Here is a 22,439-nt window from a genome sequence, read left to right on the forward strand (position 1 = left end):
TCACCCGGCGTAACCGGTCACCTTGCCGATCCACGCGATGAAATCCGCGGCGTCCTCGTTGCTGCCGTGCCCCGCGTCCCAGTACATCGCGGCGTCGACGTCGGCGCCCAGATTCTCCAGGCTCGCGGCGAGATTGCCCACGATCGTCAGCGACGTATCGGTGTCCTTGGTGCCGACGCGGATCCACCAGTGCTTCGCTCGGGCGGGATTGCGCTGTCGGAGAAAGAACATGGGGTTCATCATGCTGATCTTCTCGGGCAGGTCGCTGTCGAGTCGCGCGCCGGGGTCGCCGGTCGCTCGCCGCAGGCTGAACAGGGTGAAGTGCCTGGCCTTGACGGTTCCGCCACCGAACTCGTTGTTCTCGCCCGAGGACAGGTCGAAGGCATCGAACGCGGGCACGCCCTTCTTTCGCTCACCGACGTGCGCGAGGCAGTCCGGCCAGGTGAACTCCGCCCGATCACCCGCCCACGTGATCCACGTGTTGTCCGCCAGGTAGCTCGAGCGGTCGGCGTCCGGCAGCGCGGTCAAGTACTCGGTCGCCGCCGGTTCCAGGTAGGTCCGCACGAGATAGTCGCCGTAGTTTGCGGCAGTGAGGCGCCCGAATCCGTTCCGGCCCTGTAGTTCCAGCGAAGCCTGGTAGCCGGTGAACGCCGCGCTCAGGTCGCGTGAGGCCACGGCGTCGAGTGCCCCCGAGCGCAACGGGTTCGCGCCCCAATTCCACTCGTAGGCCATGTCCGCGTGTTCGAGATCCGTGATGGGGCAGTAAGGGGCCGCGGCGAAGACGACATCGCCGGCGTCCGCCGCGCCGAGTTCGGCGAGATACCGGTCGTACATCCGGCTGTCCCCGGACACGGCGAGCAAGGCGGCCAGCGCTCCGCCCGCGCTGACCCCGGTGGCCACGATCCGGTCGGTGTTCCCCGGCACGCGGCTGGAGTTGTGCCGCAGGTACCGGACCGCGGCCTTCAGATCCACGATGGCGGCCGGCGCCACGCCGTAGTATGTGCCGTCCGGGTCGACCAGGTCGCGGCCGCGAGCGCCGGAGTCGACGACGACGTAACCCGCCGCCAAGGCGAGATCCTGGTTCCTGGTCCGATCACCCCCGTCCTCCGGTTCGCCGTTCGTCACCGACGACGACAGATATCCCGCGACGGAGTTGCTGAAGAGGATGGGCGCCTTGCTCGCGTCGACGGAGCGGCCATCGATCTCGACGGGCACGCTGACGTTCAGACTCTGGTACGCCTTGTCGACCGGTTTCGCGACATAGACAACCTCCGCGTAGCGGCGATATGTCACCTCTTTGTCGCGATCGAAGGTGGCGACCGTCTTCTTCTCCGTTGTGAACGCGTCGGGGTCGAAGGCCAGCTCGTCCACCGCCTTCGCATCGCCGTCCAGCACGCCGCAGGCCGTGGCAAACATCGGCACGGCGACGGCCGCCGCACATCCCTTGAGCATCGCTCTGCGCTGCACGGCTCTCTCCTTCGCGTTCGTGGCAAACCGCGGGCATCGCGGGCCGCGACGGCGTCGCTGGAACTTGCGTCGAAACGTCTCATCTGGCGATCAGTCAGCCGATATCGAAGAATAGCGGCGCGGAGTCACTCATTCGCGCATATCTCCGGCTGCGCGAAGCGGTGAGAGACCAAATCAGCCACTTGCTGGCTACCGTGCCGGTGTGCGGGAGGGGCCTCGGAGGCAACCGGGCGTGGGTCGAGCGCGCCGAAGGAACTGCCGATCATGGGTCGAACGCCGGCACCGCGTGACGGCCGCCGGGCGGGCAGCGCGGGTGTCGCACCGGGCGATCGCGACGGCGGCAAAAGAAATAGCCCGGGTCGGCGGTGTGAACCGCCGACCCGGGCCCTCTGGTAGCGGGGACAGGATTTGAACCTGCGACCTCTGGGTTATGAGCCCAGCGAGCTACCGAGCTGCTCCACCCCGCGTCGTACGGATAACACTACACAGGGTGGGTGCGAACACCGAATCGCCTGGTGGGGCGGGGTGGCTCAGCCGAATTCGATGCCCTGGGCGAGGGGCAGTTCGGTGGAGTAGTTGACGGTGTTGGTGGCTCGCCGCATGTAGGCCTTCCAGGAGTCCGAGCCGGATTCGCGTCCGCCGCCGGTCTGCTTCTCGCCACCGAAGGCGCCGCCGATCTCGGCGCCGGAGGTGCCGATATTGACGTTGGCGATGCCGCAATCGGACCCGTCGGCGGCGAGGAAGCGTTCGGCCTCGCGTTGGTCGGTGGTGAAGATCGCCGACGACAGGCCCTGCGGCACTTCGTTGTGCAGGGCGATCGCGCGGTCGAAGTCGTCGTAGGTGAGCACGTAGAGGATCGGTGCGAAGGTCTCCTCCCGCACCACGGCGGTCTGCGCGGGCATGCGCACGATGGCGGGCCGCACGTAGTAGGCGTCGTCGCCGAACCCTTCGACTCGCTCGCCGCCGCAGACCAGTTCGCCGCCGTCGGTCACCGCCTTGTCCAGCGCGGCGCGCATCCCGGTGTAGGCCTTCCCGTCGATCAGGGGCCCCACCAGCACCCCCTCGTCGAGCGGATTGCCTACGGACAGTTGCCGGTACGCCCGCTCCAGCCGATCCAGCAGCGGGCCGACGACGTCACGATGCGCGATCAGCCGCCGCAGCGTGGTGCACCGCTGCCCGGCCGTGCCCGCCGCCGCGAACACGATGGCCCGCGCCGCGAGATCCAGGTCGGCGGACGCGGTGACGATCGCGCCGTTGTTGCCGCCGAGTTCCAGCAGGCAGCGCCCGAGCCGCTCGGCCACCCGCGGTGCGACCAGCCGCCCCATCCGCACCGAGCCGGTCGCGCTGACCAACGGCACTCGTTCGTCGTCGACCAGTCGCGCCCCGACGTCGCTGCCGCCCTGGATCAGTTGATGCACTTCGGGATCCGCGCCGGCTTCGCCTGCCGCGCGCCGCAGCAGCGCGTGGCAGGCCAGCGCGGTCAGCGGCGTCGTCTCGGAGGGCTTCCACACCACGGTGTCGCCGCAGACCAGCGCGATCGCCGTGTTCCACGCCCAGACCGCGACCGGGAAGTTGAACGCGGAAATGACCCCGACCACGCCGAGGGGATGCCAGGTCTCCATCAGCCGGTGGCCAGGGCGCTCCGAGGGCATGGTGTGGCCGTACAGCTGGCGGGACAGGCCGACGGCGAATTCGCAGATGTCGATCATCTCCTGCACCTCGCCCGCGGCCTCGGCGGGGATCTTGCCCGCCTCCAGCGTGACCAGCTCGGCCAGGTCGCTCTTGTGCGCGGTGAGCAGCTGCCCCAGCCTGCGCACGACCGCGGCCCGGACGGGCGCCGGAACGCCGCGCCAGGCTCGGAACGCGGTGGCGGCCCGTCCGATCGCGGCGTCGACCTCGGTGAGCGAGCTGGACCGCAGGGTCATCAGCTGCCCTCCGGTGATCGGAGTGCGCGCGGGCAGGTCGCCGGGTTCCGGTGGACCCGCGGCGAATTCGCGCAGCGCCGCCTCCGCGCGGGCGGCGAGGCGCTGGGTGGTCTGGTCGTCGAGTACCTCGGTCATGTGTTGTTCCGCCGTACCTTTCGGCCGCGTCGCGGCGTGTCTGTCCCACATAGCGGGAGGATGGAGGTCAGGTTTCGGACACGAGGCGGGTCGGCTGAGTTAGCCTTCGCTGATGGCGGATACACCGGCAAGACCCGTACTCGATGACATCGATCGCCTGCTGATTCGTGAACTGATGGCCGATGGACGGGCCACCCTGTCGAACCTGGCGGAGAAGGCGAGTCTGTCGGTGTCCGCGGTGCAGTCCCGGGTCCGCCGATTAGAGGCACGCGGTGTGATCCGCGGGTATACCGCGCACGTCGATCCCGAAGCGCTCGGCCAACTGCTGTCGGCATTCGTCGCGATCACTCCTCTCGACCCGTCGCAACCCGATGACGCTCCCGCGGTCCTGCAGCACATCCCCGGCATCGAGGCGTGCCACTCGGTGGCCGGCGAGGAGAGCTACATCCTGCTGGTGCGAGTGGCGTCCCCGCGGCACCTCGAGCAGTTGCTCCAGGAGATCAGAGCCACCGCCAACGTGCGAACCCGAAGCACCATCATCTTGCAGACATTCTATGACAGGTAGGGTTTGCTCGTAATTAATCCGTTTTGTTGTAGAGGTTCCGTAAATTTTTACGTACCCTCAGGGGCGTGACCATCGAACTGGAACGCACCCGCCCGGCGGTCACCCCCGCTGCCCGGGTTCGTGAGATCTTGTCGGCGAGCATCCTGGCCGACGGCTTCGACTTGGTTCTCGACCTCAACCGGTCCCGCGGCTGCCGTCTCGTCGACGAACGAGACGGCAGCTCCTACCTCGACATGTTCGGCTTCTTCGCCTCCAACGCGCTGGGCATGAACCATCCCGCCCTGGCCGAGGACGCGCAGTTCCGTGCCGAACTGCTCACCGCGGCACTGAACAAGCCCAGCAATTCCGACATCTACACCGTCGAGATGGCCCGCTTCGTCGAGACGTTCGTGCGGGTGCTCGGTGATCCGCGGCTGCCGCACCTGTTCTTCATCGACGGCGGCGGCCTCGCGGTGGAGAACGCCCTCAAGGTCGCATTCGACTGGAAGAGCAGGCACAACGAATCACACGGCCGCGAAACGGAACTCGGCACCAAGGTGCTGCACCTGACCGGGGCGTTCCACGGCCGCACCGGTTACACGATGTCGCTCACCAACACCGATCCGGTGAAGACCGCGCGTTTCCCGAAGTTCGACTGGCCCCGCATCAAGTCGCCCTACCTCACCGACGCCTTCGACGTCGAGGAGGCGGAGGCGTGCGCGCTCGCCCAAGCGCGGCGGGCATTCGAGGAAAGTCCGCACGACATAGCGTGTTTCATCGCCGAGCCGATCCAGGGCGAGGGCGGCGACCGGCATCTGCGCCCGCGGTTCCTGCAAGCCGTGCAGCAGCTGTGTCACGAGAACGACGCGCTGTTCGTGCTGGACGAGGTGCAGACCGGCGTGGGCATGACCGGAACCACCTGGGCCTACCAGCAACTCGGCCTGGAGCCGGACGTCGTCGCTTTCGGTAAGCGAACTCAGGTGTGTGGCGTCATGGCGGGCGGGCGCGTGGACGAGGTGCCCGGCAACGTCTTCGCGGTCAGCTCCCGGCTCAACTCGACCTGGGGCGGCAACCTCGCCGACATGGTGCGCAGCAGGCGCATCCTGGAGGTGCTCGAGCGGGACGAGCTGATCGAACGGTCCCGCCCGCTGGGTGCGCACCTGCTCGACCGGCTGGGCGCGCTCGCCGCCCGCCGCCTCGATGTCAGCGAGCCGCGCGGGCGCGGACTGATGTGCGCGATCACGCTGTCGTCGTCCCGGCTGCGCGACGAGGTGCTCACCGCGCTGCGCGAGCGCGAGCACGTGCTGATCCTCGGCACCGGTGAGCGAGGCATCCGGTTCCGTCCCCCGCTCACGGTCACCGGCGCCGAGCTGGACGAGGCCGTCGACGCGCTCGATAGGGTGCTGACCAGCCTCGAATAGCCCGAACAGGATGATCCGGGCATTCCGGTGGCCCCCGGCGCGGGGTCCACCGGAATCCCGGATCCACCTCCTAGGCTTCGCAGCCATGTCCTCTCGTCTTCACCACTCCCCGAGCAGGTGCGGCGCGTGAACCGACAGCGCACGTACCGATGCTGCGCGCCGCACCTCGTGGTCCCGCTCGTCGTGCTGTCCGCCGTGGTGGGCTGCGCCGCCAGTGACGCAGGCACGGTGGACACCGAGGGAAGCCAGGCCGCCGCGACCACCGTGGCCGCACCGACCACCGATGTGTTCCCGCCGCACATGACCGATCTGTTGCCCGGGATGCCGCCGCCGCTCTCACCGACCGACGTGTACGCGGCCAACCGCGAGTTCAGCCCCACCGTGGCCGACCACCGCCCGCTGGTCTACGTGCCCAACAGCCAGTCGAACACGGTCTCGGTGATCGATCCGGACACCTTCCGGGTGATCGACACCTTCCCCGCGGGCGGGTTCGAGCCGCAGCACGTCGTGCCGTCCTACGACATGCAGACGCTCTACGTCACCAACGACATGCCGCTGGGCGGCGGCAGCCTGCTTCCGATCGATCCGCGGACCGGCAAGCCGGGCGAACCCTTTCCCGTCCGCGATCCGTACAACATGTATTACACGCCGGACGGCCGGTACGCGCTGGTCGTCGCGGAGGCGGACAAGTCGCTGGACTTCTACGACCCGCGCACCTGGCAGAAGACGCACGCCCTGGCGGTGCCCGATTGCGCGGGCGTCGACCACATGGACTTCACCGCCGACGGTCGCTTCGCCCTGGCCTCGTGCGAATTCATCGGCCGGATGCTGGCTTTCGACGTGGCCGAACGCAGGATCGTCAAGATGATCGACCTGCCCGGCGGCCGCTCGGGCAAGCCGCAGGATGTGAAGCTGTCGCCGGACGGGCACACCTTCTTCGTCGCCGACATGGCCGCCGACGGCGTCTACCTCTTCGACGCGCACACCTTCGACAACACCGGATTCGTGCCGACCGGCAAGGGGACCCACGGGCTCTACGTCACTCGCGACTCCACCCGGATGCTCATCACCAACCGGCACGAAGGCAGCGTCTCGGTGTGGGATTTCGCGGCGAAGGGGCTGGTGTACAAGTGGTTCGTGCCGGGCGGCGGCAGTCCCGACATGGGCAACATCTCCGCCGACGGGCGCGTCTTCTGGGCGTCCGGCCGTCATCACGGCGAGGTGTACGCCATCGACATCGTCAATTGGCAACTCTTGGCGCGCATCCCCGTCGGCAGAGGACCGCACGGACTCACCATCTGGCCGCAGCCCGGACGCTACTCGACCGGGCACACCGGCGTCATGCGCTGAACCCGCCGGTGCCACCGCAACCCCTGCGCGCCGGTCAGGACGTGACCGGGCGCAGCCCCAAACCGCCTTCGACGAAGCGGCGTACGGATCCCAGCCCGGCGTCCAGAGCGGCTTCGTAGCCCGGGCGTGCCCATCCGCGCACGTTCGCGGTGCCGTCACCTGCGGGCGTCACCCCGATCTCGGCGACCAGTTCTGCGGTAGTCGGTTCGCAGACCGCCCAGGAGAAGTGCGTCTCCTCCGCCCAGCCCGCAGTGCGCCGGGCCACGTAGTCCGGTTCGGTGATGCCGCCCGCCGCCAGGGCGGGGCGGTCATCGATGCGATCGTCGGCGCGCAGGGCGCGCAGATACCAGGCGCCCGCATTGATCTCGATCGGTTCCATCAGCACTCGCCCGTTCCGTGTTCGCTGCCCGGTACCGCGACCAGCGCACCCGCGAATTCCCCGACGCCGAGCGGCCTCGCTGCGACATGATCGGATGGCCGCGACGTCGCTTTTGCGCTTTCCGCGGTGCGGACGTGAATTTCGGGTAGCTCGATCATGCGGAAAAGGCTAGCGGGAGGTTCTATCGATATGGACGAGCTATGGTTCGGCCACTACCGCCTCGACCGGTTGCTGGGCAGCGGCGGCACAGGCGAAGTCTGGCTCGCGCACGACACCACAGCCGGCCGTACCGTCGCACTGAAGGTACTGGCCGCCGGGTACGCGGCGGATACGAGATTCCGGCAGCGATTCACCAGAGAGGCTCGGCTCGCCGCCCAGGTACGCGGGCCGCACCTGGTGTCGATCCATTCCTTCGGTGAACTCGACGGCCGCCTGTACATCGATATGGAATACATCGAAGGCTCGGACGTGGCCGCACTGCTGCGTCGCGAGGGGCGGCTGGCGCCCGAGCGCGCGATCGAGATCGTGTCGCAGACGGCCACCGCCCTCGATATCGCGCATCGCGCGGGCCTGGTACACCGCGACGTCAAGCCCTCCAACATCATGGTGACGCCGGACGGCACGGTCTACCTGATCGACTTCGGCACCGCGCACCGCAGCGACCAGCCCTCGATCACCGCCACCGGCAACGTGGTGGGCACGCTGGCCTACATGGCGCCGGAGCGGTTCGACGGCACGGCGGGACCTCGGTCCGATCAGTACTCGCTGGCCTGCGTCCTGTACGAGTGCCTCACCGGGCGCAGGCCGTTCGACGGCGGCGATCCGCCGCGCCTGTTGCGCGCCCACCTGATGCAAACCCCGCCGCTCGCGTCCGCGCTGAATCCGGCCGTGCCGCCGGAACTGGACGCGGTGATCGCGCGCGGCATGGCGAAAGACCCCGCTCGGCGGTGGTCCAGTGCGGGGGAGCTGGCGTCCGTGGGGTACGCGGCCGTGACCGGCCGTGACGCGACGACGGTCGAGCTGTCGTCGTCGGTGCCGACCGCCGTGCTGCCGCCACCGCGCTGGAGGGCCCGCACCGGTGGCCCGCCCCGGGCGCGGGCGTCCATCGGCCCGCGCCTCGCGCTGGCGGCTTTCGGAACGCTCGCCGTGGCGGTCGCCGGGACACTGTGGCTCGGCAGGCCCGAGGTGGCCGTCGCGGGCCCGGACGACTCGCCGATTCCGTCTTCGAAGCAGGAAGCCGCCGCGCAACCGGTGCTGCCGTCGCATGCCCCGGCCCCACCGGTGCCCATCTCCGCGCCTCTGCTGGTCCTGCCCGGCGCGGGGCAGCCGTGCGACCCGGCGGTGGACGTGCACAGCGTCACCGTCGACGGCCTCGTGCTGACCTGTACGCCGTTGGTGGCGGGCCGGGCGAGCTGGCTGCCCGCGGTGGCGGCCTCCACCGGCGTCGCAACGGGGAGCGCCGAAGGCGACGCGAACGACTCCGGGCAGCAGGGCTCGGACGACAAGCGCGACCGGGGCAAGCCCGGCCATTCGAACCAGGGCAACGGCAGGGACAAGCCCAAACCGAACAAGTAGGCCGGACCGTCGCGTGACTGTCGCCCAGCACACAGTGGTGCGTGACGCGGGGTGGGGTTACGCTCCGAAAGAGGCCACGTCTTCGGTATTCCCGCGGTGATCTGCTGATTCGCGTTGTCCGCTCCGCGGTGGAGGCCGGGCCGACCAGACGTCGACGGTGACTGGAGGTTCGCGATGGGGGAGGTGCGATTCGCGGGTTACCGGCTGGAACGGCTGCTCGGCAAGGGCGGCATGGGCCAGGTGTGGCTGGCGTACGACACGGTGGCGGCACGGCGGGTGGCGTTGAAACTCTTGCCCGCCGACCTGGCGGCCGGCGGTGGATACCGCAAGCGATTCGAGCGCGAGGCCGAGGCGGTGGCGCGGTTGCGCGACCCGCATGTACCCAGAATCCACCGATTCGGCGAGATCGACGGGCGGCTCTACATCGACATGCAATTCGTCGAGGGCGACGACCTGGCGGGCAAGCTGGCGGCCGAGGGGCCGATGCCACCGGCCGTGGCGGTCGGCATCATCGGGCACGTCGCCGCCGCGCTCGACGTGGCGCATCGGGCCGGACTGGTGCACCGCGACGTCAAACCGTCGAACATCGTCGTCCATCCCAGCGGCTTCACCTACCTGATCGACTTCGGTATCGCGCACGCCCTCGGCCGGACGGCCGTGACCACCACCGGCATGGCGATCGGAACCCTCGCGTACATGGCGCCGGAACGGTTCGGCGGAACGGTGGACGGGCGCGCCGACGTCTACTCGCTGGCCTGCGTGCTCTACGAATGCCTCACCGGCTCCCGGCTCTACGGCGACACCGATCCCGCGCAGCAGATGCACGCTCACCTGATGGCGGCGCCGCCACGAGCCGGTGCGGTGTGCGCCGCCGTCCCCGCCGCGCTGGACGCCGTCATCGCGCGCGGACTGGCGAAGGAGCCGAACGAAAGGTACTCCACGGCAGGAGCATTCGCGGCGGCCGCGCGCGCCGCGATCGGCGCTTCCGCGCCTGACTCGCGAGCGGTGCCGCCGATGCCGCTCCGTCCGCCGACAAAGCCGGTGACAGGGGCGGCCGTGCCACCGCAGAGGGGCGACGCGCATCGGCCCGACGGCGGTGTTCCGGCGAATCCAGCCGCACCGGGGCAGCATTCGCCGTCGGACTCGAAATCCGCTGTCGCGGAAGGCGGCACGCCGGAACATTTCGACCCGGAGCCGGAACCACGGCAAACGCCCAACCCGACCAAAGTGTTGCCGCAGCCAGGACCGACGCCGACCCTCGTGGCGACCGAGCTCGACTGGTCTTCGGTCGCGCCCAGCCCGAACTACGCACCGGGCGGGCACGTTTCGAAGCCGGGCTCGGCGGTGCGGGGATACTCCGATCCGCAGCGTGCGGTAGGCAATGGTTATCCGTTTGCCGGGCAGCCGTATTCAGCGCCCCGGCGGTGGTATCAGAACGGGTCGTATGCCGCTGGAAGTGCCCGGCGCGGACAGCCGGGCTGGCAGGGCCGGTTTCTCGCGCTGCAGTCGCGCGTGCTCACCCCGAAGCCGGGTCCGGTCGTACCGCCGTATCGGAGTCCGGGTCTACCGGCGCGGAAGGTTTTCCCGGCGGTACAGCGGCCGGGCTATCCGCAGTCCGCACAGCGGCGGCCGCGCGTCCCGGTCCCGCGCCGACGGCCGCGGCGTCGCCGCAGCTTGCTGTCGAAGATGATCGGCGCGCTTGTCGTCGTCTTCCTTGCCCCCTTCGCTTTCGCGGCAGGGTGCGTCGCGTTGATCGCGGCGGGCAGCAGAACCGGCGACGCGGGCACGCCAGGGCCTTCGTTGCCGCCTTCGGCGGTGGCCGTGGAGCACCCGGGACCGCCCGGAGACGATCGAGTGCCCGACCCGGCCGTGGGCACACCCGTTCGCGACGGCAAGTTCGAGTTCGTCGTGACGAAGGTCGACGCGGGCGTGTCACGGGTCGGACTGCAGACGGCCGCAGGCTCGTTCCTGATCGTCACACTGGCCGTGCGCAACATCTCCGACGAGACGAAGTGGTTCCTTCCCCTTGGCCAGCGCCTGCTGGACACGCAGAGCACTGCCTTCGACCACAACGCCACCGCCACGATATGGCAGAACACCCAGCAGCGCCTCGGCTACTCCTTCGAGCTGCGCCCCGGGCAATCCGCGACCACGCAGCTCGTCTTCGACCTCCCCGCGACCGTCACTCCCGGCCACCTCGAACTCCACGACTTCGTGCTGTCCAACGGCGTCCGAGTCCGCCTCGACTGACCGCTTTCGCACTGCTGTGTTCGCGACGCCCTGCGAAGCAGGGCGCGAGCGGACGCGTCAGACGGCAGGCAGGACGGCGGAGAGCGCGCTGAGGACGGCTCGGCGGCCGATCTGCAGGGCAGCGGCCAGCAGGGTGGTGTCGCGGGCGGCGCTGTCGATATCGGGAGAGCCGACGGGCGGGTGGATCTGCAGGACCGAGTCGCCCAGTCCGGCGAGCGCCCGGTCCTCGATGTCCTGCTGGCGCGGGCGTTCGAGCCAGGCACGGTACGCGCCGGGCGCCACCGCGCGCAGATAGCCGCCGCCGACGATCTGGTGCAGGCGCGAAGCGGGCGGACGCCTTTCGTCCACCCGCCGGGTGCGCAGGACCACGGCGTGGGTGGCGCCCGCCCGGACCGCGGTGCGGATCGGGACGGTTTCGGAGAGGCCGCCGTCGAAGTAGGCCGAGTCGCCCAGGGCGACCGGTGGGCCGGCCAGGATGGGCAGGCCCGCCGACGCGCGCAACGCGCGCATGAGCGTCCGCTTGTCGGTGATGTGCGGATGCAGGTCGACCGGTTGCCCGGTGCGGATATCGGTGGCGATCGGATGGAACGTGGTGGCGTTGGCCAGGATCGCCTCGAAATCCATCGGTTCGATGCCGTCGTACACCTGGTGCACGAGATACCGCAGATCGAACGCCGGACGTCCGCGCAGGAGGCGGGCCGGGTCGATGGCGCGGCGCATGATCACCGGATCGGTCCAGGCGCGCATGCCGGGAATCGCGCGCCCACACAGCAGCCAGGCGCCGTTGATCGCGCCCGCCGACGTGCCGTACACCGCGTCGAAAACCCCGGCCAGTCCGAGCTCCTCCAGCGCGGACACCATGCCGCTGGAGTACACGCCCCGGCTGCCGCCGCCCTCCACCACCAGCGCCAAGCGGTGACCGTCGGCCCGGCTGGAGGTGGCACGGCGCGCGCGGAGCAGCTCCGCGACGGGGGAGACGCTTGTCGAGCTGGTCACCGGATCACGATACGACACCACAGTGTGCGGATCGGGTCCGGCGGAGGCAGCGCACGTGACCAGGGAAGGGCCACCTCGTAAACAGTTGGAGCGGGCGCGGACTCCGTCGTCGCGCGCCCGCTCCGTGCGGTCTTCGCCGGGTACTACTTGATCTCTGCGAGAACCGTGCCCTGGGTGATCGCCGCGCCCGCCTCGACGGACAGGCCGGTGACCACACCCGCCTTATGGGCGTTGACCGGGTTTTCCATCTTCATGGCCTCGAGCACCACGATCAGATCGCCTGCCTCGACCGACTGGCCCTCTTCCACGGCGACCTTGACGACGGTGCCCTGCATAGGAGCGGTGACCGCGTCACCGGAGGCCGCGCCGCCGCCCGCGCCGCCACGCTTGCGCGGCTTGGGCTTCTTGCGGATCACACCCGCGCCGTTGCCCGCCGCGCCTGCCGCGCCCGCGCCGACGGTGAAGTTGCCGGGCAGCGAAACCTCGACCCGGCGTCCGCCGACCTCGACGACGACCTTCTGCCGGGGCAGATCCTCGTCCTCCTCGGCCGGGGCGCCCGCGCCCGCGAACGGCTCGATGGTGTTGACCCACTCGTTCTCGATCCACTTGGTGTAGACCTCGAACTTCTCGCCGTCACCCACGAACGCCGGGTCCTCGACGACCGCCCGGTGGAACGGGATGACCGTGGCCAGGCCGTCGACCTCGAACTCGGCCAGCGCGCGCCGCGCCCGCTCCAGCGCCTGGGTCCGGTTCTCGCCGGTGACGATCAGCTTGGCCAGCATCGAGTCGAACTGTCCGCCGATCACGCTGCCCTCCACCACGCCGGAGTCGACGCGCACGCCGGGGCCGGAGGGCTCCCGGTACACGGTGACCGGGCCGGGGGCGGGCAGGAAGCCGCGGCCCGCGTCCTCGCCGTTGATGCGGAACTCGAAGGAGTGGCCGCGCGGCGTCGGGTCCTCGGTGATCTCCAGCTTCTCGCCGTTGGCGATGCGGAACTGCTGGCGAACCAGGTCGATGCCCGCGGTCTCCTCGGTGACCGGGTGCTCCACCTGCAGGCGGGTGTTCACCTCGAGGAAGGAGACCGTCTCGCCCTGCACCAGGTACTCGACGGTGCCCGCGCCGTAGTAGCCGGCTTCCTTGCAGATGGCCTTGGCCGATGCGTGGATCTTCGCGCGGACCTCGTCGGACAGGAACGGCGCCGGGGCCTCCTCGACGAGCTTCTGGAAGCGCCGCTGCAGCGAGCAGTCGCGGGTGCCCGCGACCACGACGTTGCCGTGCTTGTCGGCGATGACCTGCGCCTCGACGTGGCGGGCCTTGTCCAGGTACTGCTCGACGAAGCACTCGCCGCGACCGAAGGCGGCGGTCGCCTCGCGCACTGCCGAGTCGTACAGCTCCGGGATCTCCTCGATGGAGTGCGCGACCTTCATGCCGCGGCCGCCACCGCCGAACGCCGCCTTGATGGCGACCGGCACGCCGTACTTCTCGGCGAACTTCACGACCTCGGTCGCGTCCTTGACCGGGTCCTTGGTGCCCGCGGCCATCGGCGCCTTCGCGCGCTCGGCGATGTGCCGCGCGGTGACCTTGTCGCCCAGGTCGCGGATGGACTGCGGCGAGGGGCCGATCCAGATCAGCCCGGCGTCGATGACGGCCTGGGCGAAGTCGGCGTTCTCGGAGAGGAAGCCGTAGCCCGGGTGGATGGCGTCGGCGCCGGACTTGGCGGCGGCGTCGAGGATCTTGTCGAACACGAGGTACGACTCCGCCGAGGTCTGTCCGCCCAGGGCGAAGGCCTCGTCGGCGAGCTTGACGAACGGGGCATCGGCGTCCGGCTCGGCGTAGACCGCGACGCTGCCGATGCCGGCGTCCTTGGCCGCCCGGATCACGCGCACGGCGATCTCGCCTCGGTTAGCTACGAGTACCTTCGTGATCCGCGCGCTGGCATGGCTGGGCACTGAGCCTCCTGTGTGCATTCTTTTGGTCGCTTCGCCGGGGGATGGTTGCTGCGCAGGCTCCGCTCCCGTAATCGACAAACTTACGTCTCGGGCGAGTGTAGGCAGTCTGCCAACAGACGCCGCACTCGGCTAGACCTACTGAGCAGTAGGTCGCGGATCACAACGTCTCCGGGCTGTGTTTGGGACCTCACCCTGCCCTACCTGCTCCGCATGCGTCGCGTGCCACTCCGCGGGGGTACCTCGCCCGGTTCGTTCCCCTTGGCGATCGGCATGCGCACGGAATTGCCCCACTCGGTCCAGGAACCGTCGTAGTTGCGCACGCCCGGACGCCCGAGCAGATAGGTCAGCACGAACCAGCTGTGACTGGATCGCACGCCGACTCGACTGTAGACCATCACCTCGTCCGGACCGGTCGATTCGCCGTAGACCTCGCCGAGTTCGGCGCGCGATCGGAATCGCCCATCGGCGGTGAGCGCCTCGGTCCACGGAATATTGGACGCGCTGGGGATATGGCCGCCGCGCAGCGCCGCGTCCTCGGGGGTGCCCGGCGCCATGGTGCGCGCGCCGCAGTACTCCTCGGCCGAGCGCACGTCGATCACCGGCTTGCCGAGGTGGGCGAGCACGTCCTCGCGAAAGGCGCGGAAGGTGCTGTCGTCGCGGCGCACGGCCGGGTAGCCGCTGCGCACCGGGTAGCCGGGCTCGAAGGTCGTGTCGCGGGCCTCGGAGATCCAGGCCGCGCGCCCGCCGTCGAGCAGCCGCACATCCTCGTGTCCGAACAGGGTGAACACCCACGCCGTGTGCGCCGCTTGCGTGTTGTCCCGATCCCCGTAGATCACGACTGTGTCGTCACGTTCTATCCCTTTGGCGCGCATCAGTTCGGTGAAGCGGGTTCCGTCGATATAGTCGCGCGTGACCGGATCGTTCAGATCGCTTCGCCAATCCAGTTTGGTGGCGCCCGGAACGTGCCCGATGTCGTAGAGCAGCGTGTCCTCGTTGGCCTCGATGATCTTGAGTCCCCGCGCGCCTATGTTTGCCGACAGCCACTCCGTGGTTACTAGTCGGTGAGGATGTGCGTAGGAACCGAGTGAGGGATGAGGGTCCGGGGCGACGGGCACGGTGTCTGGGTCCTTCACGCATGGGTGGACGGTGGTGGCAGCGGTTCGGGGTCTCACAGCGATGGTAGGTGTGAGTCGACAGTGACTCTCGTTTCAGATCACAAATCGGATGAGGGCCGAATAAAGGGCACCTACATCCGATAAAGTCTCCCGGGAGGAGGGGTGAGCTATGTCCGATTCTTGGCCGCGGCGGCGACTGCTCGCGATCCTACGTGGCGCCAGCGAGCCTCTCGACGCCCAGGAACTGGCCAGAATCACCGGACAGCACGTCACCACGGTCCGGTTCCACCTCGATGTACTCACCAGAGAATCCCTGGTCCGGCAGTTCCAGCAGCCGCCGCGCGGCCGCGGGCGGCCGCGCATCGGGTACAGCGCGGTGCAGCGATCGGTCGGCTACCAGGATCTGGCGCAGGTGCTCGCCGATCAGCTCGGTCCGGATCCGCGGCGCAGATCGGAAGCCGCGGTCGCGGCGGGCCGCGCGTGGGGCTCCAGACTCGACGTCGGCGACCATCGGGTGGATTCGCTGGAAGACGCCAAGGACCTGACCATCACGCTGATGTCGGAACTCGGCTTCGCGCCCGAGCGTGACCCGTCCGCCGAGACCGAGGGCAAGGTGCTGATCCGGCTGACGGCGTGTCCGCTGCGCGAACTCGCGCGGACGCACTCCGAGGTGGTCTGCGGCGTGCACCTGGGCCTGATCGAAGAGGTGCTCGACCGGGGCGGTTCGCGCGGCGCGATCGACGTGCGGCTGCATCCTTTCGTCGAGCCGGAGTTGTGCGTGGCTCGACTGGAACTCATCGCCGCGCGGCGCGCGGAAACCGCGGAGGCGGCGACGATGCCCACGGGCGGTGACGCCGAGGCGTTGACCGCGCCGTCAGGCCGTGTGGCCCCACAGCTGCGTAACGCCGATCCCAATATCGCCAAGCAGTCGGCGCAGCAGTGGTAGCCCGATGCCGATGACGCTGGAGGGATCGCCATCGATGCGATCGACGAACCAGCCGCCGAGTCCGTCGAGGGTGAACGCGCCTGCCACCTGGAGCGGTTCGCCGGTCGCGATGTAGGCGTCCAGCTCGTCCGGTTCCGGCTTGGCGAAATGCACGGTGGTGCTGCTGCAGTCGACCGCTTCCGCGGTGATCTGGCCGTCCCGCATCCGCAGCACGCAGTGACCGGTGACCAGATCCGCGCTGCGCCCGGCCATGTCACCCCACCGAGCGCGGGCGACCTCCGGTGTGTGCGGCTTGCCCTGCAGCTCGCCGTCGACGAGCAGCATCGAATCGCAGGCCACCACAACGCAATCGGCGGCCAGTTCGGGGATGTCGGCGGCTACGGCGGCCGCTTTGGCGCGGGCCAGTTCCACCACCACCGTTTGGGGTGGCGTGCCCTCCGGAAGGGCGGCGGCGACCGCGTCCTCGTCCACGGCGGAGACCCGGACGATCGGGTCGATGCCCGCCGAGCGGAGAACCTCCCGGCGGGCCGGGGACGCGGAAGCCAGGATGAGGCGGGTCACCCGCGCAGGTGGGACAACTGTGGGAAGGCGTACGGGGAGAACGGCGAAGAGCCGCGGTGCATCAGGGTGGGACGGCCCCACATGTCGGGCGGGCCCGCGGGGCCGGTCGGCGCGGCGCCGTTCGCGGCTGCGGACAGCACGCACACCAGCGCGGCGAGCTCCTCATCGGTGGGCGAGCCCTTCACGACACGGAAGAACGGCTCAGCGGTGGCCTCGGCGGGTAGCGCGGCCGCGTTCGAGGTGGACGCACCGTCCTCGTCCGCGATGGGGTCGACTGTGAGATCCAGTTCGACGGCGCTCAACACATCTTCTTCTGCCACGGTCGTCACAGTGCCAGGTCCTCTCTTCGCCTCGATCAGGTGAACTGATCAGGCTGTTCCCGTTTTCCGACAAGCTATGGATGAAGCGATCATCCTCGGATTCACTTGTTGCCTCTTTGCAACAAGGCGGTACACGCCAGGGTAAGTGGTACCGAGTCTGATGCCACCCTTTGTGCGCGGCCTATCGAGGGTATCGCTAGATCACAGCGGGATGTTGCCGTGTTTCTTCGGCGGAAGGGTCACCATCTTGCGCTCGAGCAGTCGCAGCGCGGACACGATCTGGCCGCGCGTGTGCGACGGCGGGATCACCGCGTCCACGTAGCCGCGCTCGGCGGCGACGTACGGGTTCACGAGCGTGTCCTCGTACTCGTTCTGGAGCTCGAGCCGCAGCGCATCGACGTCTCCGCCCTCTTTGGCGGCCTCCTGGAGCTGCTTGCGGTAGACGAATCCGACGGCCCCGGAAGCGCCCATGACGGCGATCTGGGCGGTCGGCCAGGCGAGGTTCACATCGGCGCCCATGTGCTTGGAACCCATGACGTCGTAGGCGCCGCCGTAGGCCTTGCGAGTGATGATCGTGATTTTGCCCACAGTGGCCTCACCGTAGGCGTAGAGCAGCTTCGCGCCGCGCCGGATGATGCCGTTGTACTCCTGCCCGGTGCCGGGCAGGAACCCGGGCACGTCGACCAGAGTGATGATCGGGACATTGAACGCGTCGCAGGTGCGCACGAAACGCGCGGCCTTCTCCGAGGCGTCGATGTCCAGGCAGCCCGCGAACTGGGTGGGCTGGTTGGCGACGATGCCGACGCTGCGGCCGTCGATCCGGCCGAAGCCGACGATGACGTTCATCGCGCGCTCGGCCTGCACCTCGAGGAACTCGTCGTCGTCGAGCAGGCGACGGATCACCTCGTGCATGTCGTAGGGCTGGTTCGGCGAGTCCGGGATGATCGAGTCGAGCTCGAGGTCCTCGTCGGTGAGCGAGTCCTCGATCGCACCGGGAATCGGGTCGGTGGCCGGGAACCGCGGCGCCTCGGCGCGGTTGTTGCTCGGCAGGTAGGACAGCAGGTCCTTGACGTAGTCCAGCGCGTCCTGCTCGCCGGAGGCGACGTAGTGCGCGACGCCGGACTTGGTCATGTGCGTGTTCGCGCCGCCCAGGTCCTCCATGGTGACGTCCTCGCCGGTGACCGTCTTGATGACGTCCGGGCCGGTGACGAACATCTGGCTGGTGCCGTCGACCATCACGACGAAGTCGGTCAGCGCGGGGGAGTAGACGTGACCACCGGCGGCCGGGCCCATGATCAGCGAGATCTGCGGGATCACGCCGGAGGCCTGGATGTTGCGGTGGAAGATCTCGCCGTAGAGGCCGAGCGAGACCACGCCTTCCTGGATGCGCGCGCCCGCGCCCTCGTTGATGCCGATCAGCGGGCGGCCGGTCTTGAGCGCCAGGTCCATCACCTTGACGATCTTCTCGCCGTAGACCTCGCCGAGGCTGCCGCCGAACACCGTGACGTCCTGGCTGAAGATGCAGACGTCGCGGCCGTCGATGGTGCCGTAACCGGTCACCACGCCGTCGCCGAGCGGACGGTTGTTCTCCAGTCCGAAGTTCACGCTGCGGTGGCGGGCCAGTGCGTCGAGTTCGACGAAGGAGCCTTCGTCCAGCAGGGCGAGGATGCGCTCGCGGGCGGTCATCTTGCCCTTCGCGTGCACCTTGTCGACCGCGGCCTCACCCATCGGGTGCTTGGCCTCTTCCAGCCGATTCCGCAGGTCAGCCAGCTTCCCGGCGGTGGTGTGGATATCGGGGGAGCCCGCCGGACCTGACGCGGGCTGCTGCTGGACACTCGTCATGGCTTCGGAGTGTAACCAGTACCAGTGCGTCCTTACTAACCCAGACGGTGCTACCGGCGAGTAGAAAACCGCAGCTAGATCAGATTTCCCGGACAAACTTCCTGGTCGGTAGCAGGGTTGGGAAGGCGGAAAATGAGTATCGCTCGCCGGGTGGCCCCGGATAGCCTGGGGGCGAGTGATTTTTGGGATTTCCGGGCTCAGGGGAGGAGCGCGTCATGTGGGAATGGGGTAGAGCGTTCGCCGAATACGCCGCCGCCGCGGCGTGGACGCAGACCACCGAGACGGCGCCGAAGTACGGCGATCCGGAGTACTGGGCCGAGACCGCCGAGGGCGAGCCGCGGGAGGGCGACGGCGCGGACATGGCGGCACGCGACCCGATCGTCTCCGGGTACGACCTGGCCGGGTAGTGCCCTCGACTGCGAGTAGCCTGCCGGTGTGCAGAGGCCACCGTTGGATGCAGAGCAGTTGCGGCGCAGTGCCGTCGAGACGCCCGAACTGGCGTTCTTCTCGCGGATCGACGTGGTCGAGTCGACCGGGTCCACCAACGCGGATCTGATCGCGCTGGCGGCCGATCCGGACGCCCACCACGTCGTTCTGCTGGCCGAGACCCAGGTGCAGGGCCGCGGCAGGCACGCGCGGACCTGGGTCAGCCCGCCCCGTGCCCAGCTCGCGATGTCACTGCTGGTGCGGTTGCCCGGGATCGGCCCGGCCTCGCTCGCCTGGCTGGCGCTGCTGACCGGCATCGCCGTGGTCGACGCGCTGCGAACCACGGCCGGCGTGGCCGCGGAACTCAAATGGCCCAACGACGTGCTGATCGAGGGCCGCAAGGTCGCGGGCATCCTGGCCGAGGTCGCGGCGGGCGCGGGCAGCGGCGCGCCCGCCGTCGTGATCGGCCTCGGGCTCAACGTCAGTCTCACCGAGGAAGAACTGCCGGTGCCGCACGCCACCTCGCTGACCCTCGCCGGCGCGCGGCAGACCGATCGCACGGTGCTCGTGCGATCGCTGCTGACCGAGTTCGCCCGTCGCTTCACCGCCTGGCGTGACGCGGACTGGGCGATCGACGAACTGGCCGCCGCCTACCGTGAGCGGTGCGCCACGATCGGCACCGAGGTCCGCGCCGAGTTGCCCGGCGGCCGGGCACTGACCGGCGTCGCCGCGGACGTGGACGACTACGGTCGCCTGCTCATCGGCGGCGAAGCGGTGTCCGCGGGCGACGTCACTCATCTGCGCGCTCAGTACTGAGCGCGCGGATTCGCGCCGGGGCGCGCTCCCTGGATCGCTCCTCGGCCGGACAGCGCGCGGTGTGCCTCAGGTGTACTGGCCGACGCCGCGGGCTGCCTCGCGGGCGAGCGAGCGGTCGCGCTGCTCTTCGAACTTGATCACGTCCTTGGCCAGCTTCTCCACGAACTCGCCCAGTTCCTCGCGCGCCTGCTCGCCGCGCGGCCCGAGATCGGTGCGGTCGAAGACATTCCACTGTTTGAGGACCGGCTGGACGACCTCCTCCAGGTGCTGGCGCAGATCGTAGATGCCGTGCTTGGCCATCAGCACCCCGTAGCGGCGGAAGTTCGGCATCCCGGCGCCGGGCATCAGGAAGTTCGTCAGGATCCTGGTGATCGCGGGCAGCGCCTGGTCGGGCACCAGGTCCAGCGCCGCGCCGCACAGGTTGCGATAGAAGATCATGTGCAAGTTCTCGTCGGCGGCGATGCGCTGCAGCATGCGATCGGCGACGGCGTCGTTGCACGCCTTGCCGGTATTCCGGTGCGACACACGGGTGGCGAGTTCCTGGAAGGTGACGTAGGCGACGCTGGCCAGCAATCCGCCCCAGCCGTCCGGCGACTGGACCCCGTTGCTCATGTGAACCATCCTGGCCTCCTCCAGGGCGACCGGATCGACGGCTCGGGTGACCACCAGGTAGTCCCGCATGGCGATGCCGTGGCGGTTCTCCTCCGCGGTCCAGCGGTCCACCCAGACGCCCCACGGGCCGTCCTCGGAGAAGTTCTGCGCGATCTCCCGGTGGTAGGAGGGCAGGTTGTCCTCGGTGAGCAGGTTGGTGATCATGGCGACCCGGGCGACCTCGCTGAGCTTGGATTGCTCCAGCGCCCAGTCCACGCCGCCCAGGGCGGCGAAATTGCGGCCCTGGCTCCACGGAACGTAATCGTGCGGATTCCAGTCCTTCGCCATGGAAAGGTGCCGATTCAGATTCTGCTCGGCGACCGGTTCGAGTTCGGTCAGGATTTGCAGCGGGGTCAGGTCCTTGGTCACGCGTTCCTCCACGGTCGGAATCGGTGATGATGGTGATCCGGGCGTTGCGCGATACACAGAGAGCCACTGCGCGGAATCGTCACACGCAGGCTGCTGATTGTGCAGTATGACGCGCTGCGGTGTCAGCCGATCCGGGATCTTCACGCGGTAGGGTTTTCGGCATGGGTTACCCGGAGGATGTGCTGGCGCCCGACGAACAGTTGCTGCTGCATCGCCATCCGCATTGGAAAATGCTTTTCTGGCCGATCGTGACGCTCATCGTCGCCACGGCGCTGGCCGGTTTCGCAGGGGGGCTCGCCTCACAGAAGGCCGAGGGCACCACACGTTCGGTGCTGCTGATCACGGTGCTCGTGGTGTATGTGGCGATTCTGCTATGGCGTTGTCTCGCACCGGTTGTCAGCTGGAAGTCGACACATTTCATCGTCACCGACCGGCGGGTGCTGGTGCGCCAGGGCGTGATCACCCACAGCGGCATCGACATCCCGATGAGCCGGGTCTCCAGCGTGCAGTTCCGGCACGGGCTGTTCGACCGGTTGCTCGGCACCGGCACGCTGGTCATCGAGTCGTCCTCCTCGGAGCCGTTGGAGTACGACGACATCCCGGCCGTCCAGCAGGTGCACGCGCTGCTGTACCACCAGGTGTTCGAGGTGGAGCGCCACCGGGACGGCCGCGACGAGCGCTGGGACGACCGTCGCAGCTACCGGTGAGCCCGTAACCTGGGCGTATGACCGCTGTACTGCTGGCCGAGGACGACGAGGCCATCGCCGCCCCGCTGTCGCGCGCGCTCGGCCGCGAGGGTTACTCGGTGACCGTCGAGAGTTTCGGCCCCGCCGTGCTGCAGCGGGCACTGGAAGGCGGCCACGACCTGCTGATCCTCGATCTCGGCCTGCCCGGCATGGACGGGTTGGAGGTCTGCCGCCAGGTGCGCGCCCGCGGGGCGGACCTGGCCGTGCTGATGCTCACCGCGCGCACCGACGAGGTGGACTTCGTGGTGGGGCTGGACGCGGGCGCCGACGACTACGTCGGCAAGCCGTTCCGGCTCGCCGAGTTGCTCGCCCGGGTGCGAGCACTGTTGCGGCGCAGCGGAATCGGCGACGACACGGTCGAGGTCGGCGGCATCCGTCTGGAACCCGCCGCGCGCCGGGTGCTGGTCAACGGGGTCGAAATCGGTTTGGCCAACAAGGAATACGAGCTGCTCAAGGTGCTGATCGACCGGGCGGGTCAGGTGGTGGCGCGCGAGACCATCCTGCGCGAGGTCTGGGGCGACGCGGAGTTGCGCGGCTCCAAGACCTTGGACATGCACATGTCCTGGCTGCGCCGCAAGATCGGCGACGAGGGGCCCATGGCGGAACGCCGCATCGTCACCGTCCGCGGTGTCGGATTCCGGCTGAACACCGACTGA

The 22,439-nt window shown here is 68.9% G+C and carries 20 protein-coding genes and 1 tRNA gene; 10 read left to right on the forward strand and 11 right to left on the reverse strand.

Translation table 11 applies throughout. From position 1 onward, the window contains the following. The 3 genes from IU450_RS16555 to IU450_RS16565 form a co-directional block, all read right to left on the reverse strand. Window positions 1-1,467: a subtype B tannase gene (locus IU450_RS16555; protein WP_324197696.1), complete on the reverse strand. Its 1,467-nt coding sequence runs from the start codon at window positions 1,465-1,467 to the stop codon at window positions 1-3. A gap of 390 nt (window positions 1,468-1,857) precedes the next feature. Continuing rightward, window positions 1,858-1,934, reverse strand: a tRNA-Met gene (locus IU450_RS16560). Between the two features lie 63 nt (window positions 1,935-1,997). After that, window positions 1,998-3,527: an aldehyde dehydrogenase family protein gene (locus IU450_RS16565; protein ID WP_195150665.1), complete on the reverse strand. Its 1,530-nt coding sequence runs from the start codon at window positions 3,525-3,527 to the stop codon at window positions 1,998-2,000. Between the two features lie 112 nt (window positions 3,528-3,639). Between IU450_RS16565 and IU450_RS16570 the strand changes: the two genes are divergently transcribed. The 3 genes from IU450_RS16570 (at window position 3,640) to IU450_RS16580 (ending at window position 6,842) form a co-directional block, all read left to right on the forward strand. Beyond that, window positions 3,640-4,092 (forward strand): Lrp/AsnC family transcriptional regulator, encoded by a 453-nt coding sequence (locus tag IU450_RS16570; RefSeq protein ID WP_039796222.1) that lies wholly within the window; start codon window positions 3,640-3,642, stop codon window positions 4,090-4,092. 65 nt (window positions 4,093-4,157) lie between these two features. Further along, window positions 4,158-5,492 (forward strand): L-lysine 6-transaminase, encoded by a 1,335-nt coding sequence (gene lat / locus IU450_RS16575; RefSeq protein ID WP_195150666.1) that lies wholly within the window; start codon window positions 4,158-4,160, stop codon window positions 5,490-5,492. 126 nt (window positions 5,493-5,618) lie between these two features. Then, window positions 5,619-6,842: a YncE family protein gene (locus tag IU450_RS16580; RefSeq protein WP_324197697.1), complete on the forward strand. Its 1,224-nt coding sequence runs from the start codon at window positions 5,619-5,621 to the stop codon at window positions 6,840-6,842. 34 nt (window positions 6,843-6,876) lie between these two features. Here IU450_RS16580 and IU450_RS16585 read toward each other — a convergent pair whose 3' ends face one another. After that, complete coding sequence (locus IU450_RS16585; RefSeq protein ID WP_195150765.1) at window positions 6,877-7,221, reverse strand: hypothetical protein; 345 nt, start codon at window positions 7,219-7,221, stop codon at window positions 6,877-6,879. A 189-nt stretch (window positions 7,222-7,410) separates the two neighbouring features. Here IU450_RS16585 and IU450_RS16590 point away from each other — a divergent pair, with 189 nt between their 5' ends. Together IU450_RS16590 and IU450_RS16595 are read left to right on the forward strand one after the other, a co-directional pair. Continuing rightward, on the forward strand, window positions 7,411-8,796 hold the full coding sequence (locus IU450_RS16590; protein WP_195150667.1) for a serine/threonine-protein kinase: 1,386 nt from the start codon (window positions 7,411-7,413) through the stop codon (window positions 8,794-8,796). Between the two features lie 174 nt (window positions 8,797-8,970). Then, on the forward strand, window positions 8,971-11,046 hold the full coding sequence (locus tag IU450_RS16595; protein WP_195150668.1) for a serine/threonine-protein kinase: 2,076 nt from the start codon (window positions 8,971-8,973) through the stop codon (window positions 11,044-11,046). A gap of 57 nt (window positions 11,047-11,103) precedes the next feature. Here IU450_RS16595 and IU450_RS16600 read toward each other — a convergent pair whose 3' ends face one another. From IU450_RS16600 to IU450_RS16610, 3 genes are all read right to left on the reverse strand, one after another. Beyond that, the gene (locus IU450_RS16600; protein ID WP_195150669.1) at window positions 11,104-12,042 is read right to left on the reverse strand and encodes a patatin-like phospholipase family protein; all 939 of its coding nucleotides are present in this window, start codon (window positions 12,040-12,042) and stop codon (window positions 11,104-11,106) included. A 143-nt stretch (window positions 12,043-12,185) separates the two neighbouring features. Further along, window positions 12,186-13,991, reverse strand: a complete 1,806-nt coding sequence (locus IU450_RS16605) for an acetyl/propionyl/methylcrotonyl-CoA carboxylase subunit alpha (protein ID WP_195150670.1) — start codon at window positions 13,989-13,991, stop codon at window positions 12,186-12,188. Between the two features lie 197 nt (window positions 13,992-14,188). Then, entirely contained in the window at window positions 14,189-15,106 is a 918-nt protein-coding gene (locus IU450_RS16610; protein WP_195150766.1) for a sulfurtransferase, read from the reverse strand. 169 nt (window positions 15,107-15,275) lie between these two features. Between IU450_RS16610 and IU450_RS16615 the strand changes: the two genes are divergently transcribed. Further along, window positions 15,276-16,052, forward strand: coding sequence for a helix-turn-helix transcriptional regulator (locus IU450_RS16615; RefSeq protein ID WP_195150671.1), 777 nt, complete (start codon window positions 15,276-15,278; stop codon window positions 16,050-16,052). Here IU450_RS16615 and IU450_RS16620 read toward each other — a convergent pair. The 3 genes from IU450_RS16620 to IU450_RS16630 all read right to left on the reverse strand — a co-directional run bounded on the left by IU450_RS16620 (window position 15,981) and on the right by IU450_RS16630 (window position 18,775). Further along, complete coding sequence (locus IU450_RS16620) at window positions 15,981-16,613, reverse strand: nucleoside triphosphate pyrophosphatase (RefSeq protein ID WP_195150672.1); 633 nt, start codon at window positions 16,611-16,613, stop codon at window positions 15,981-15,983. The two genes, IU450_RS16615 and IU450_RS16620, sit on opposite strands and share 72 nt — an antisense overlap. Next, the gene (locus IU450_RS16625; protein WP_416382873.1) at window positions 16,610-16,933 is read right to left on the reverse strand and encodes an acyl-CoA carboxylase subunit epsilon; all 324 of its coding nucleotides are present in this window, start codon (window positions 16,931-16,933) and stop codon (window positions 16,610-16,612) included. Before IU450_RS16625 ends, IU450_RS16620 begins: the two co-directional genes overlap by 4 nt. A gap of 201 nt (window positions 16,934-17,134) precedes the next feature. Beyond that, on the reverse strand, window positions 17,135-18,775 hold the full coding sequence (locus tag IU450_RS16630) for an acyl-CoA carboxylase subunit beta (RefSeq protein WP_195150674.1): 1,641 nt from the start codon (window positions 18,773-18,775) through the stop codon (window positions 17,135-17,137). A gap of 215 nt (window positions 18,776-18,990) precedes the next feature. Here IU450_RS16630 and IU450_RS16635 point away from each other — a divergent pair, with 215 nt between their 5' ends. After that, on the forward strand, window positions 18,991-19,182 hold the full coding sequence (locus IU450_RS16635; protein ID WP_195150675.1) for a hypothetical protein: 192 nt from the start codon (window positions 18,991-18,993) through the stop codon (window positions 19,180-19,182). A 28-nt stretch (window positions 19,183-19,210) separates the two neighbouring features. Next, window positions 19,211-20,017: a biotin--[acetyl-CoA-carboxylase] ligase gene (locus IU450_RS16640; RefSeq protein WP_324197698.1), complete on the forward strand. Its 807-nt coding sequence runs from the start codon at window positions 19,211-19,213 to the stop codon at window positions 20,015-20,017. A 66-nt stretch (window positions 20,018-20,083) separates the two neighbouring features. On the opposite strand, the gene IU450_RS16645 is transcribed toward IU450_RS16640, so the two are convergent. Beyond that, window positions 20,084-21,037: an acyl-ACP desaturase gene (locus IU450_RS16645; protein ID WP_195150676.1), complete on the reverse strand. Its 954-nt coding sequence runs from the start codon at window positions 21,035-21,037 to the stop codon at window positions 20,084-20,086. A gap of 161 nt (window positions 21,038-21,198) precedes the next feature. Here IU450_RS16645 and IU450_RS16650 point away from each other — a divergent pair, with 161 nt between their 5' ends. Both IU450_RS16650 and IU450_RS16655 read left to right on the forward strand, forming a co-directional pair. Further along, on the forward strand, window positions 21,199-21,744 hold the full coding sequence (locus IU450_RS16650) for a PH domain-containing protein (RefSeq protein ID WP_195150677.1): 546 nt from the start codon (window positions 21,199-21,201) through the stop codon (window positions 21,742-21,744). A 17-nt stretch (window positions 21,745-21,761) separates the two neighbouring features. Then, window positions 21,762-22,439 carry a response regulator transcription factor gene (locus IU450_RS16655; RefSeq protein WP_043688083.1) on the forward strand — a complete coding sequence of 226 codons (678 nt, stop codon included), beginning with the start codon at window positions 21,762-21,764 and terminating at the stop codon, window positions 22,437-22,439.

Origin of the sequence: Nocardia abscessus (assembly GCF_015477775.1) — a bacterium.
GTDB classification, from domain to species: domain Bacteria; phylum Actinomycetota; class Actinomycetes; order Mycobacteriales; family Mycobacteriaceae; genus Nocardia; species Nocardia abscessus_A.

Excerpts from the sequence above, each read along its gene's own strand:
- IU450_RS16565 (WP_195150665.1), bottom strand. The coding sequence starts at position 3,527 with ATGACCGAGGTACTCGACGACCAGACCACCCAGCGCCTCGCCGCCCGC.
- IU450_RS16570 (WP_039796222.1), top strand. The coding sequence starts at position 3,640 with ATGGCGGATACACCGGCAAGACCCGTACTCGATGACATCGATCGCCTG.
- IU450_RS16585 (WP_195150765.1), bottom strand. The coding sequence starts at position 7,221 with ATGGAACCGATCGAGATCAATGCGGGCGCCTGGTATCTGCGCGCCCTG.
- IU450_RS16590 (WP_195150667.1), top strand. The coding sequence starts at position 7,411 with ATGGACGAGCTATGGTTCGGCCACTACCGCCTCGACCGGTTGCTGGGC.
- IU450_RS16595 (WP_195150668.1), top strand. The coding sequence starts at position 8,971 with ATGGGGGAGGTGCGATTCGCGGGTTACCGGCTGGAACGGCTGCTCGGC.
- IU450_RS16615 (WP_195150671.1), top strand. The coding sequence starts at position 15,276 with ATGTCCGATTCTTGGCCGCGGCGGCGACTGCTCGCGATCCTACGTGGC.
- IU450_RS16630 (WP_195150674.1), bottom strand. The coding sequence starts at position 18,775 with ATGACGAGTGTCCAGCAGCAGCCCGCGTCAGGTCCGGCGGGCTCCCCC.
- IU450_RS16635 (WP_195150675.1), top strand. The coding sequence starts at position 18,991 with ATGTGGGAATGGGGTAGAGCGTTCGCCGAATACGCCGCCGCCGCGGCG.
- IU450_RS16650 (WP_195150677.1), top strand. The coding sequence starts at position 21,199 with ATGGGTTACCCGGAGGATGTGCTGGCGCCCGACGAACAGTTGCTGCTG.
- IU450_RS16655 (WP_043688083.1), top strand. The coding sequence starts at position 21,762 with ATGACCGCTGTACTGCTGGCCGAGGACGACGAGGCCATCGCCGCCCCG.